Here is a 12,700-nt window from a genome sequence, read left to right on the forward strand (position 1 = left end):
ATTAAAAGTTTTAATTAATTCCCTTAAAAATATTCATTATTTTTTAAATATTATATTTACTATAATAACAGAAAGAGGATAAGGGGGAATGAAATTGATTTATCGTGGATTGAAAGGGATTACTTGTGCAGAAACGGCTATCAGCCACATTGACGGAGAAAAGGGGCATTTAATATATCGCGGCTATGATGCGAAGGATATCGCGCTGCAATCCAGTTTTGAAGAAGCGGCGTATCTCATTTTGAACGGGGCGCTTCCTGATGAGCGGCAATTGCTTGCGTTTCAGGAAGAACTTGCAGCCGAGCGCGGGCTTCCGAAACATTTGATCGACTTACTGGAAACGCTTCCGGATGAAATGGACGACATGGCGGTGCTGAGAACGGCTGTTTCAGGTTTGGGCACAGATTCATTTACATATCCGCCCAAGCCGGAAGAAGCGATTAAACTGATTGCCGTCACACCGACGATTATTGCGTACAGATACCGCCGTAAACAAGGGCAGGAAGCGTTGTCACCTGAGGCGCGATACGGACACGTTGAAAACTATTTGTATATGCTGACAGGCAGGCAGCCGTCCGCAGCCCAAAAGAAAGCGCTTGAAACGTATATGATTCTGGCGATGGAGCACGGGATGAATGCATCGACTTTTTCAGCGAGAGTCACCGTTTCGACTGAATCGGACTTAGTGTCTGCCGTCACTGCCGCACTAGGTACGATGAAAGGGCCGCTGCACGGAGGCGCGCCTTCAGGCGTCACGAAAATGCTTGAAGACATCGGGAAAAAAGAAAATGCAGAAGCGTATTTGGCAGCGAAGCTTATGAGGGGAGAACGCCTGATGGGCTTCGGGCACAGGGTGTACAAAACAAAAGACCCGCGGGCGGAAGCGCTGCGCATAAAGGCTGAAGAAGTGGCGGGAAATGATCCGTCGCTTGACTTGGCGCTTTATGTGGAGAAGGAAGCCATCCGCCTGTTAGAGCAATATAAGCCCGGACGGAAGCTGTATACGAATGTGGAGTTTTACGCAGCGGCTGTGATGCAGGCCATTGATGTCGACAATGATTTATTTACGCCGACCTTTTCAGCAAGCAGAATGGCAGGCTGGTGCGCACACGTGCTTGAACAGTCCGCTGACAACATGATTTACAGGCCGTCTGCGAAATACACCGGCGCTTTTCCCGAAACGGCTCAGCAGCTTTAATCACCGGCATATTTGTCCGTTTAACTCCCCGCGCTGCGTGGTATCGTCTCAGTAATACCAATTGCAGGAGTGTGAGAATATGAATCCGATGGACAGACAGACGGAAGGACAAAAGCCGCAGGTGCAAAAGCGCCAGCCCGGCATTGAGTCAGACATGGAGCCGAAACCGCTCTTGGAGGACCCGGATGTAAAAGGGTCGGGCAGATTAAAAGGAAAAGTCGCCGTCATCACGGGCGGAGACAGCGGCATCGGCGCAGCGGCTGCGATCGCTTACGCGAAGGAAGGAGCGGATCTTGCCATCCTGTACCTAGACGAACATGCCGATGCTGAGAGAACGAAAAAGCGTGCGGAAGAATACCAGGCCGAATGCCTGTTAATTCCGGGAGACGTCGGTGATGAGGCGCATTGTCAGAAGGCGGTCCGGCAAGTCTTAGATCACTACGGAAAAATAGATATTCTCGTTAATAATGCGGCTGAGCAGCATCCGCAAAACGGGATTCTTGATATTACAGCTGAACAGCTGGAGAAGACATTCCGTACAAACATGTTTTCTATGTTTCATATGACAAAAGCCGTGCTGCCCCACCTGCAAAGAGGGAGCGCCATCATTAATACAACGTCTATTACCGCTTATCAGGGAGACACATCATTGATCGACTATTCATGCACGAAAGGCGGCATCGTTTCCTTTACGCGTTCAATGGCGATGTCATTGGCCGATCAGGGGATCAGAGTAAATGCGGTGGCCCCTGGCCCGATCTGGACCGCCCTGATTCCGGCAACGTTTACTGAAGAAAAGGTGGAAAAGCATGGTCTGGACACTCCGATGGGAAGACCGGGACAGCCTGCGGAACACGCGGGAGCTTACGTGCTTCTGGCTTCAGACGAATCTTCCTATATGACGGGGCAAACCATTCACGTAAATGGCGGCAGATTTATTTCAACATAATACGCAAGTCTTATCCCGCGCTTTTAAAAAGGGCGGGATTTTTATTTGAACGTACATATGAATACGATTTTTAAAAGATGGAAGTCGCCAGCTGAATCACTAATGCCGATATTTAACAGTGGAGAATCCGCTGAGTTCTGTTTTATGAAAACTAAAAATAATATATAGAATTTTCAAAAAAGTTATTTTCATTTTTATATTTTTCGCTATAATATGACATAGGAGAAAGGAATGATGTGCTGAAACATTTCATGCGAAAAATAAGAATTTAGTCATTATTTCTATTGTTATCTGAATATTCTAACATATATTGGTTTACAAGGAGTGAAGCAGATGAAGGGGAGCGTATTCAGAAAGAAAAGCATTCAGGACCTGCTTGCCGCAACGAGCGGGGAAAAGTCGCTGAAAAGAGAGTTAGGGGCCTTTGATTTGACCCTTCTGGGGATAGGGGCCATCATCGGAACGGGGATTTTTGTATTAACCGGAACAGGCGCTGTCACGGCGGGGCCGGGGCTGACCGTTTCATTTGTCATCGCCGCTCTTGCGTGTTTATTTGCGGCTCTGTCATATGCCGAATTTGCTTCAAGCGTCCCGGTTTCAGGTTCCGTCTACACGTTTACTTATGCGACACTGGGTGAACTTCTCGCGTTTATCATCGGATGGGATTTAATCTTGGAATATATGCTCGCCGTCAGCGCGGTTTCGGTCGGGTGGTCCGGCTATTTTCAATCATTCTTGGCGGGCTTCGGCATTCATCTTCCGACCGCATTAACGGCCGCGCCGGGATCTATTAAAGGCACGGTCACATTCTTTAATCTCCCCGCATTTGTTATCGTGCTTGCGATTACATTCCTTCTCTATTTAGGCATTAAGGAATCGAAGCGGGTCAATAATATTATGGTCATTTTGAAGGTTCTGGTTGTTCTATTGTTTATCGCCGTTGCGGCCGTATATGTCAAACCTCACAACTGGCAGCCGTTTATACCGATGGGGTTCGGCGGTGTTTTCAGTGCCGCGGCGCTCGTTTTCTTCTCTTTTATCGGTTTTGACGCCGTCTCTTCCGCCGCTGAAGAAACGAAAAATCCGGCGAAGGATCTGCCGAAAGGAATTATCTTTTCATTAATCGTCTGCACCGTGCTGTATGTGACCGTATCGGCGATTATGACGGGCGTCGTTCCGTTTGCCCGCTTTGAAGGCGTTGACCATCCCGTGTCTCTCGTCCTGCAGATGGCCGGACAGAATTGGGTGGCCGGGATTATTGATATCGGCGCAGTGTTGGGGATGACAACGGTGATGCTCGTCATGCTGTACGGCCAGACGAGGGTGATGTTTGCCATGTCCCGTGACGGTTTGGTGCCGGGGGCGCTTTCAAAAGTCCATCCGAAGCATAAAACGCCGCACGTGGTGACATGGGTGTTCGGCATCCTGTCGGCATTACTCGGCTCGCTCGTCCCGCTTGATGAACTGGCGAAGCTGGTGAACATCGGCACGCTTGCCGCATTTGTCCTGATTTCCGTGGCGGTTATCGTATTGAGAAAGAAACAGCCTGATCTGCCCAGGGCTTTTAAATGTCCGGGGGTTCCCTTTATTCCGATATTGTCCATTCTGTTCTGCGTGTTTTTGATTATTAACCTTGGCGCCACCACCATATTCCGTTTCTTTATCTGGCTGATCATCGGTCTGGTGATTTATTTCTTATATTCGAGAAAGCATTCGAAATTAAACGGGGATTTGTAAGGAGCGGCACCCGCCGCTCCTTTTTATTTTTCGGAATAATGAAACATATTGAAATGGGCTTAAGTTATCGCAGTGAATAAGGGATAATATAGGGCGGAAGGGAAGTGGAAAGTCGTGTCTGACCAAAAAAGGGTTCAATGGGCCTCAAAAATAGGATTTATTATGGCCGCTGCCGGTTCGGCGATCGGCCTGGGAGCCATTTGGAAGTTCCCTTACGTAGCGGGTACGAACGGGGGAGGCGCTTTTTTTCTTGTATTCGTCCTCTTTACCGTGCTTTTAGGCTATCCGCTTTTGCTCGGTGAATTTATTTTCGGAAGACGGAGCCAGACAAATGCGATTGATGCCTACAAACAAGCCGCGCCGAAGTCGGTATGGCACCTCACGGGTTATGTGGGTGTGGCGGCCTGTTTTTTAGTTTTGTCTTTTTACAGTGTTGTCGGCGGGTGGATTTTGCTTTATGTGTTAAAAGCCGTTACCGGTTCTTTATCCGGGCTCACTCAGGAGCAGTACGGCACGGTGTTCGGGACGGTCATTGAAAATCCGATCCAGACTCTCATTGCGCAGCTTGTATTTATGATCATGACGGTGGCGGTCGTCGCAAAAGGCGTGCAGAAAGGGATTGAACGTGTCAGTGCGGTGCTGATGCCGATTTTATTCGTGCTGTTTCTATTGCTTGTGCTGCGATCAGTCACGCTCGATCATGCCGTTGAGGGGATTAGATTTTTATTGGTTCCGCACTTTGAAGATTTGACGCCGGAATCCATCCTATATGCTTTAGGACAGGCGTTTTTTACATTAACGCTCGGTGTTTCGGTCATGGTGACATACAGTTCGTATCTGCCGAAAACCCAAAATCTTCCGGGTTCGGCGGGTTCCATTGTTATGATGAATGTGCTCGTTACGCTGTTTGCGGGACTGGCCATTTTCCCGGCGGTTTTTTCGTTCGGCTTTAAACCGGATGAAGGGCCTACACTGCTGTTTACCGTGCTGCCGGCTGTTTTTGACCGGCTGCCGTTCGGCTCGCTGTTTTTTATCAGCTTTTTGGCGGTCTTTTTCTTCGCCGCGCTGACTTCGGCCTTTTCGATGGTGGAAATTATCGTGGCGACTGTCGGGAAAGGTGATGAAACGAAAAGAAAGAAGCTGTCGTGGACAAGCGGTCTGCTCATTTTCTTAGTCGGAATTCCGTCCTGTTTATCATACGGTGTTCTCGGTGATGTTCATTTGTTCGGAAAAACGTTTTTTGATCTTGCGGATTTCACCGTCAGCAATGTGCTGATTCCGCTCGGCGCTTTATTAATATCAATCTTCGTCCCGCTGAAAATACCGAAGCAGGAGCTGTTTGCCGAGATGAAAAGCGGTTCCGCCATCGGCTATCGTTTCTTTCAGGTGTGGTATTTCCTTCTGAAATATCTCGTGCCGCTGGCGATCATCGTCGTATTGCTGCATTTAATCGGCGTTCTTTCATTTTAAAAAAACAGGCCCCCGTAAAAGGGCCTGTTTTTATGTTTAAAAACCGAATTGCAGATTCGTATCAACCGCAACGATCGTATATACACAGACAATGACGAACAGATTGAGAATGACACCGAGCAGTCCCGGGCCCGTCCGTCCTTTTTTAATAAACAGCTCAATGATGCCGAACGGCACGGCGGCCATCGCAAACGGCAGCATCTGATAAGAATAGAAAGTCACATTGCTGATGATTGCCACGTTCAAAAGCAGCAGCGACAAAATCGCGGTACCGACTGATATCCAGCCGAAAACATTATGCTCTTTAAAAATTCTTACCAATTCCATAATTCCACCTCACCGATGTTTGCTGCTTTTACTGTTTTGTTTTTCAGCAGACGTTCGATTTCTTTTGTCGGCCCCGTCACGACAGAGCCGTATACGTTCATTCCGTGATGTTCAACATAGTCGATTCGGCTGCCAAGATTCATGTCTTTGCGTTTCGATATTGCATGCGCCCATTTTTTATGGCGGGACATAAATTCAAGGGCATTGATAAATTGTTCACGGTCTGTCTGTCCTTGCGTTTCGAAAGAGGACACCATCTTGGAATCTTTCCCGGGAAATCCTAACGGCTCTGCATAAGGACTGTCTTTCAGATTTTTCTCCGTTTCGACCGCGTTCCATAAAAACTTCACATCGTATTTTTTAAAAGTCGAATATACTTGAGAAGAAGGGTAGGCCCTGTCATAAGAAAGATAGACCTCCGCCACGCTTCCTTCAGGCAATTTTTTTAATGTCTGTCCGGCTTTGTCAATCGTGCGTTCCTTTAAGCCGGAAGGATGGGCGAAATAATGCTTTGCCTGTGCCGCGTCTAGATCATAGTAGTTAACGGCAGGCGATTTGACCGTATCTAAAAACATTTCAATCCGTTCTCCGCCGACGGATTTCGTTTTTGTGCCGATCTGCTTTTGCAACGGAAATTCCGTATTCATTCCAAACAGCTTCACCTGGCTTTTCAGTCCGGAGGTATCGACGAGGACGTTCGGCATTGTGGTCGCCACCGTCACTGCCGCGGTCTCCATTAATTGATTGCCGGTGCTTTCTTTTCCTCCCAGACCGTAATAGAGGTAGCTTCCTAATGTACAAAGCGGCAAAATCATCAAAGTGGAGATGACGGCGAGAACTGAAATCCGCAAATACGATTTGCGTTTTCCGTATGATAAAATGGCCTTCTGTTTTTCCGGGCTGATGCCGACGTCCCATTCCCGGTCGTCCTGCATTTCGCTTTCAATCAACTCCTGATAGACTTCCAGCTTTTCCAGCTCTTCTTCAAAGGCGGCCATTTCCCGGTCGCTCATTTCTCCATTTTTGTATTGGTAAAAACGCTTTTTAAATTCTTCATTCATCATTAACACCTCTATTATAAAGTGCTTTCAGCCGCTGTCTGGCACGAAATAAAACACTTTTAAAATTAGCCTCTGAAATATTCATAATATGGGATGCTTCTTTGTAATTCAGTTCTTTTAAATAATACAGTGTTAAGGCCTCCCGATAATTGTCGGGAAGTTCGGACATATACCCTGTCAGCACTTCCTTGATTTCAATCTGATGAGCCGGGCTTTGAACAGCCGTCTGAAAAAGGCTCCCAATTAAGTCATCGGAAATGGTCACTTCCTTTTTATGTTTTCTGACATAATCTATAAACGCATTTCTCGCCACTTGAAAAAGCCATGGCTTTACTTTGCTGTGGTCGTAGGAGTGAATGTGTATGTATGCCCTCATAAAGGTTTCCTGCAGCAAATCTTCAGCGAGATGCTTGTCTTTTGTCATGGAGAGCAGGAACCGGTAAACATCATTCATATACATTTGGTAAATTTCATCGATCGTCACTGCCTTTTCTCCCCTCTATGTTATACACGCATAAGAAAGGTTTAAAGTTGCACGTTCCATGCAAACGGCTTAAATTCATTTTCACCTCATCAAACACCATTTCTCTATAGTACCCAAAATCCGTCATAAAAGATAGAGATCGGCGGAGGAAAAATATAATTATTAGTACCAGGTAATAAAAAATATTGTTATAATAGAGAGAGAGAACACTTTTGATCATTACAACAAAGGAAGTGCGTTATGTATAAGTTTTGTGCAAATGCCATCAAATGCATTCTATCCCTGCGCGGAGGAGTGAAAGTGTACAATAAAGAGAATCTTCCGTCTGATAAAGGATTCGTTATCGCGTGCACGCATGCGGGCTGGGTGGACGTCCTCACGCTCGGTGTCGGGATATTGCCCCATCAGATTCATTATATGGCGAAAAAAGAGCTGTTTCAGAAAAAGTGGATCGGACGTTTTTTGAAGAAGATTCACGCGTTCCCGGTTGACCGTGAAAATCCGGGCCCAAGCAGCATTAAAACGCCGATTAAGCTTCTGAAGGAAGGAAAGATTGTCGGGATTTTTCCGAGCGGTACGAGAACATCAGAAGACGTCCCGCTGAAAAGAGGGGCCGTGACCATCGCCCAAATGGGAAAAGCGCCGCTCGTTCCGGCCGCATATAAAGGGCCGTCTACGGGAAAAGCGCTGTTTAAAAAGGGAAAAATGCGGCTTATCATCGGCGAGCCGATTTTTTTGGAGGACTTTTCCGATCTTGCGCCGAAGGAGAGGCTTGCGGCCATGACAGAAGAGCTGAATGCCAGAATTAAAGAGCTTGAGAAAAAACTTGAACAACTGTAAATGAAAAAAAGCTTGCCGTCTGTATCAGACGCGCAAGCTTTTTTGTTATGCTTCTTTTTGTTCGGCGGTTTCCAGCAGTTCATCAAACGCCAGTTTTTTCACTTCGATATATGCGACGTGGTGGCCGTCAATTTCATTAATGATAAATTCACAGCCTTCTTCGATAATCGAGTCGTATTGTTCGACGTCGTATTTCTGGGTAAGGAACCAGCCGCCAATGGTGTCGACCTCGTCATTTTCTAAATGGATGCCGAGGAGTTCGTTCACTTGATCAATCAGGACCTTGCCGTCAAGCATGTAATGGCCGTCGCCGAGTTTGCGGATTTCGTTGATTTCATCGATATCAAATTCATCACGGATTTCCCCGACGATTTCTTCAATAATGTCTTCAACGGTGACAAGCCCCGCGGTTCCGCCGTATTCATCCGACAGAATCGCCATATGAACCCGTTCCTTCTGCATTTTTACAAGCAGATCGTGAATCGGTGCCGACTCAATCACATGGATGATCGGATTGACAAAATCGGTAATCGGCGAGTCGACTGATACTTCGCCGCTGATGCAGGCGGTCAGCACTTCTTTAATGTTAATAACGCCGATAATATTATCTTTGTCACCCTCTTCGACAGGGTACCGGGTATATTTTTCAATCTGAATGATGTCCATCATTTCAGAAATTTTGATATCATGCGGCAGACTGACGATTTCCGTACGCGGAATCATGATTTCTTTTGCAAGTCTGTCGTCAAATTCAAAGATTTTGTTCACGTATTTAAATTCAGACTGGTTGATTTCACCGCTTTTATAGCTTTCCGATAAAATGATGCGCAGCTCTTCTTCAGAGTGGGCAAGCTCATTTTCAGACACCGTCTCCAGACCGAACGTCTTCGTTAAAAGACGGGCGGAGTTGTTCAGAAGCCAGATAAACGGGAACATGATGCGGTAAAACCAAATGAGCGGTTTCGAAAACAGCATTGAAACGGCTTCCGCTTTCTGGATGGCGACTGTTTTCGGCGCCAACTCTCCCACGACCACGTGTAAGAATGTAATGATCGCATAGGCGAGAATAAATGAAATAATATGCGATAATGAGCTTGGTACGTTTATCTTTGTGAAAAGCGGATGAAGCAAGCGTTCAATCGTTGATTCGCCTAAGACACCAAGACCGATGGAAGTCAATGTTATGCCGAGCTGGCACGCCGATAAATACTCATCTAAATGCGTGGTCACTTTTTTGACACCGATTGCGGCTTTATTTCCTTCTGCTATAAGCTGGTCAACCCGTGAGCCTCTGATTCTGATTATCGCAAACTCAGATGCTACGAAAAATGCCGTCAGCGCGATTAAAACCGCGACTAAAATCAAATTCACAATGTCCAATTAGAACCTTCACTCCTTTTGGGAAGATGAAGGTAACACCTCCTGTTAGTAAGATAATGGTTTAACTTAACAGCAGCATAAATGATTGAAGCACTGCAAGCTTTTCAGGAGCCAGCCTTTTTTTCAGCTGGGCGCGCTCCTCTGGTTCAAGCTTTTCAAACCGATTCAAGATCACGGAGATGTTTTGATTCATGTGATCAATTTCCGATGCCAGATTTCCAATATCGTCAGGCAGGGCTGAAGAGGGAAACTGGTTCTCCAGTCGATCTTTTATATCAGACAGGGCCAATCGCTGCTTTTTACAAGCGACTATAAACTTTAACCGATTAAGTGCAAGTGTATCGTAGTAACGATAGTTCGAACAAGACCTGTCAGGCTTTAAAAGCCCGAGGTTTGTGTAGTAATCCACCGTGCGTTTCGTTACACCGGCAAGCTCTGCTAATTCACTGATGCGATAAGTCTCAGCCCCATCTAAATCCCTCCCCAACCATCACGTTATAGTTATGAGAATAGTTTAATATATGAAGGGGAGTTTGCACAAGTTTATTGTTTTCCGTCTTTCTCCTGAAACGGCGCGGCGGGCTGTCTGAAAAAGCGTTGACTGCGCCATGTAAATCTTTCATAATCATTGTAAATAGAAACGGAAGAAAAAGACAGAAGGGACAGATGACAGTGGCCGGTTTATCACGGGAAGTGACACAGAATCTGGAGAAAGGTTCATGGATACGCAAACTATTTGATGAAGGCGCTCGGCTGAAAAAAGAGTTCGGCGCCGATAAGGTGTTTGACTTTTCAATAGGAAATCCGGTTGCGGAGCCGCCTGAAACATTTAAAAAGGCGCTTTGCGAAGCGGCTGAAACAGGGCGGCACGGATACATACAAAACCAGGGGCTTCCGGAGGCGAGAGAAAAGGTTGCGCGCTTTTTGTCAGAGCGGTTTCAGACAGAAATTTCCCCCAGGCATACAGTCATGACGGTCGGAGCCGGCGGGGCGCTGAATGTCGCGCTGAAAAGCATTTTAAACCCCGAGGAAGAAGTCATCCTTCTTTCGCCTTATTTTGCGGAATATAAAGCGTATGTTGAAAATTACCGCGGCAGACCCGTCATCTGCCCGCTGACTGATTCATTTGAGATTGATATTGAAGCGGTTAAAGGTGCGATCACCCCCCGTACGAAAGGACTGATCGTTAATACGCCGCATAATCCGACGGGGACTGTGCTCAGCCAGAAAAACCTTAACGAATTGGGCGCCTTATTAAAAGAAGCCGAAGAGCGGAACGGCCAAAGCATATTTATTTTATTTGATGAACCGTACAGCCAGCTGATCTACGGAGAAGAGCAGGCGAATCCGTTTCAGGCGTATCACCGCGTGATTTTAGTCAGTTCGTTCAGTAAAGATCTCGGCATTGCGGGGGAAAGGCTCGGGTATATCGCGGCAGACGCCCAAATGCCTGAGGGCGATCTTCTGACGGATGCGTTCGTTTTCTGCAACCGGACGCTCGGCTTTGTGAACGCTCCGGTCATGATGCAGCGTGCCGTGGCGAGAATGGATGATCTTTCGATTGACGCTGAACCTTACAGAAAGCGGAGAGACCTTATGGTGGACATCCTCACAGAAGCCGGTTTCGAATTTGAAATGCCGAAAGGAGGCTTTTTCGTCTTTCCGAAATCACCGATTGAAGACGAGGTGGCATTCTGCATGCATGCCGCACAGAAATACAAACTATTGATCGTACCCGGCAGCGGATTTGGAAAAAGCGGCTATTTCCGATTATCTTTCAGCGTGCCTTCAGAACAGATCAGACAGTCACGCGATATTTTCAAAGCACTGTATCAAGATTTTTCTTCATAGCTTCCAATACATAAAGATGGGAGAACGGACAAATGTCGAGGAGTAATAATGGCACGTCAGACATCAGCATTACAGGAATCGGAGTCTTAACCGCGGTCGGACAAGGCAAGGAGGCGTTTCTCGATGCGCTTATGGAGGGGCGGCACGCCTTTGATGTGATGAAACGGCCCGGCCGGCAGAAAGGCAGTTCGTTTATCGGCGCGGAGCTTAGCGAATTAACGCCGCCGGACGCGCTGTCGAAGCGCTTGTACCGAAGGGCCGCATTATCAGGAAAGACGGCGCTTATCGCTTTATATGAAGCGTGGCATGACGCTCAATTAGACGGCGCTGATCACAGCCGCACCGGTCTGATCATCGGCGGCTCGAATATGACGCAGCGCGAATTGCTGCAGGCCTTTGAGAAAAACGGTGAAACGCCGCAATTTGTAAATCCGACATACGGGCTTTCTTTTATGGATAGTGATTTGTCGGGGCTTTGTACGGAGCAATTCGGGATAAAAGGGCCGGCCTTTACGGTCGGCGGCGCGTCGGCAAGCGGCCAGGCGGCGGTTATTCAGGCTGCTCAAGGAATCAAAGGCGGCCTGTTTGACCGGTGCATCGTGATCGGGGCGCTGGCCGATCTGTCGTACATGGAGTGTCATGCTCTCCGTTCTTTGGGAGCGATGGGCACTGATACATACGCTGAACGGCCTGAAGCCGCCTGCCGCCCGTTTGACCGGCATACGGACGGGTTTATATTCGGAGAGGCGTGCGGGGCGATTGTGCTGGAACGCGCTGAATCTGCCGAACAGAGGGGCGCACGATCGTGGGCCGGCTTAAAGGGCTGGGGGATGGCTTCCGATGCGAACCGCAACCCGAATCCTTCAGCAGAGGGCGAAATGACGGTGATCCGCCATGCGCTGGAGCGGGCCGGTCTTTCAGCAAAAGAGATCGATTACATCAACCCGCACGGCACCGGTTCGCCGATCGGTGATAAGACTGAATGCCGGGCGCTTTCTGAAAGCGGCCTGTCGCACGCGCGGATTAATGCGACAAAATCGATTACCGGACACGGTCTGAGTGCGGCCGGAACGGTGGAAATCATTGCTGCTCTCTTGCAAATGCGGGAAAACAAGCTTCATCCGATCCGAAACTTAACGGAGCCGATTGACGATTCATTTCAGTGGGTGACCGACGGGCCGAGCGCCCATACCGTACACCATGCGTTAAGCTTAAGCATGGGATTCGGGGGGATTAATACGGCGCTTTGTTTAGAAAATCATTTCCGAAGCAGATAACGGCAGCCTTCTTTTTGAAGGCTGTTTTTTATATGATAAAAATCTGAAAATGATGAAAGAATGGAGTTGTGATACAATAAACTATACAAATGACAATCATGCTTTGACTTAGGAGGTGGCAGGATG

At 47.6% G+C, this 12,700-nt stretch carries 12 protein-coding genes; 7 read left to right on the plus strand and 5 right to left on the minus strand.

The annotated features are described in order from the left end of the window. Positions 1-94 precede the first annotated feature (94 nt). The 4 genes from ACKTRM_RS04905 to ACKTRM_RS04920 all read left to right on the plus strand — a co-directional run bounded on the left by ACKTRM_RS04905 (position 95) and on the right by ACKTRM_RS04920 (position 5,354). Entirely contained in the window at positions 95-1,198 is a 1,104-nt protein-coding gene (locus ACKTRM_RS04905; protein ID WP_023356802.1) for a citrate synthase/methylcitrate synthase, read from the plus strand. A gap of 79 nt (positions 1,199-1,277) precedes the next feature. Next, positions 1,278-2,147, plus strand: a complete 870-nt coding sequence (locus tag ACKTRM_RS04910) for an SDR family oxidoreductase (protein WP_007409269.1) — start codon at positions 1,278-1,280, stop codon at positions 2,145-2,147. 333 nt (positions 2,148-2,480) lie between these two features. Beyond that, the gene (locus ACKTRM_RS04915; protein WP_012117176.1) at positions 2,481-3,884 is read left to right on the plus strand and encodes an amino acid permease; all 1,404 of its coding nucleotides are present in this window, start codon (positions 2,481-2,483) and stop codon (positions 3,882-3,884) included. A 114-nt stretch (positions 3,885-3,998) separates the two neighbouring features. Beyond that, positions 3,999-5,354 (plus strand): sodium-dependent transporter, encoded by a 1,356-nt coding sequence (locus ACKTRM_RS04920; protein WP_012117177.1) that lies wholly within the window; start codon positions 3,999-4,001, stop codon positions 5,352-5,354. Positions 5,355-5,390: 36 nt separating this feature from the next. On the opposite strand, the gene ACKTRM_RS04925 is transcribed toward ACKTRM_RS04920, so the two are convergent. The 3 genes from ACKTRM_RS04925 to sigM are packed head-to-tail and all read right to left on the minus strand — an operon-like array spanning position 5,391 to position 7,226. Next, complete coding sequence (locus ACKTRM_RS04925; RefSeq protein ID WP_003155315.1) at positions 5,391-5,681, minus strand: anti-sigma-M factor; 291 nt, start codon at positions 5,679-5,681, stop codon at positions 5,391-5,393. Next, positions 5,669-6,745, minus strand: a complete 1,077-nt coding sequence (locus ACKTRM_RS04930; protein WP_088005355.1) for an anti-sigma factor — start codon at positions 6,743-6,745, stop codon at positions 5,669-5,671. Before ACKTRM_RS04930 ends, ACKTRM_RS04925 begins: the two co-directional genes overlap by 13 nt. Further along, the gene (sigM, locus tag ACKTRM_RS04935; RefSeq protein ID WP_003155312.1) at positions 6,735-7,226 is read right to left on the minus strand and encodes an RNA polymerase sigma factor SigM; all 492 of its coding nucleotides are present in this window, start codon (positions 7,224-7,226) and stop codon (positions 6,735-6,737) included. The genes ACKTRM_RS04930 and sigM overlap by 11 nt, the downstream gene beginning before the upstream one ends. 240 nt (positions 7,227-7,466) lie before the next feature. Between sigM and ACKTRM_RS04940 the strand changes: the two genes are divergently transcribed. Next, complete coding sequence (locus tag ACKTRM_RS04940) at positions 7,467-8,066, plus strand: lysophospholipid acyltransferase family protein (RefSeq protein ID WP_007409265.1); 600 nt, start codon at positions 7,467-7,469, stop codon at positions 8,064-8,066. 45 nt (positions 8,067-8,111) lie between these two features. Here the strand turns inward: ACKTRM_RS04940 and ACKTRM_RS04945 are convergent, their stop codons facing one another. Together ACKTRM_RS04945 and ACKTRM_RS04950 are read right to left on the minus strand one after the other, a co-directional pair. Then, positions 8,112-9,446: a hemolysin family protein gene (locus ACKTRM_RS04945; protein WP_003155308.1), complete on the minus strand. Its 1,335-nt coding sequence runs from the start codon at positions 9,444-9,446 to the stop codon at positions 8,112-8,114. 61 nt (positions 9,447-9,507) lie between these two features. Continuing rightward, positions 9,508-9,933 carry a MerR family transcriptional regulator gene (locus ACKTRM_RS04950; RefSeq protein WP_007409263.1) on the minus strand — a complete coding sequence of 142 codons (426 nt, stop codon included), beginning with the start codon at positions 9,931-9,933 and terminating at the stop codon, positions 9,508-9,510. A 179-nt stretch (positions 9,934-10,112) separates the two neighbouring features. On the opposite strand from ACKTRM_RS04950, the gene ACKTRM_RS04955 reads away from it, so the two are divergent. After that, positions 10,113-11,297 (plus strand): pyridoxal phosphate-dependent aminotransferase, encoded by a 1,185-nt coding sequence (locus ACKTRM_RS04955; RefSeq protein WP_012117178.1) that lies wholly within the window; start codon positions 10,113-10,115, stop codon positions 11,295-11,297. 32 nt (positions 11,298-11,329) lie between these two features. Continuing rightward, the gene (locus ACKTRM_RS04960) at positions 11,330-12,574 is read left to right on the plus strand and encodes a beta-ketoacyl synthase N-terminal-like domain-containing protein (protein WP_012117179.1); all 1,245 of its coding nucleotides are present in this window, start codon (positions 11,330-11,332) and stop codon (positions 12,572-12,574) included. The last annotated feature ends 126 nt before the right edge of the window (positions 12,575-12,700 follow it).

The organism is Bacillus sp. D7-8, assembly GCF_052055895.1.
GTDB classification, from domain to species: domain Bacteria; phylum Bacillota; class Bacilli; order Bacillales; family Bacillaceae; genus Bacillus; species Bacillus velezensis.

Bases quoted from the DNA above. Each gene is read 5' to 3' on its own strand.
- ACKTRM_RS04910 (WP_007409269.1), top strand. From the start codon at position 1,278: ATGAATCCGATGGACAGACAGACGGAAGGACAAAAGCCGCAGGTGCAA.
- ACKTRM_RS04915 (WP_012117176.1), top strand. From the start codon at position 2,481: ATGAAGGGGAGCGTATTCAGAAAGAAAAGCATTCAGGACCTGCTTGCC.
- ACKTRM_RS04925 (WP_003155315.1), bottom strand. From the start codon at position 5,681: ATGGAATTGGTAAGAATTTTTAAAGAGCATAATGTTTTCGGCTGGATA.
- ACKTRM_RS04930 (WP_088005355.1), bottom strand. From the start codon at position 6,745: ATGATGAATGAAGAATTTAAAAAGCGTTTTTACCAATACAAAAATGGA.
- ACKTRM_RS04940 (WP_007409265.1), top strand. From the start codon at position 7,467: ATGTATAAGTTTTGTGCAAATGCCATCAAATGCATTCTATCCCTGCGC.
- ACKTRM_RS04955 (WP_012117178.1), top strand. From the start codon at position 10,113: ATGACAGTGGCCGGTTTATCACGGGAAGTGACACAGAATCTGGAGAAA.
- ACKTRM_RS04960 (WP_012117179.1), top strand. From the start codon at position 11,330: ATGTCGAGGAGTAATAATGGCACGTCAGACATCAGCATTACAGGAATC.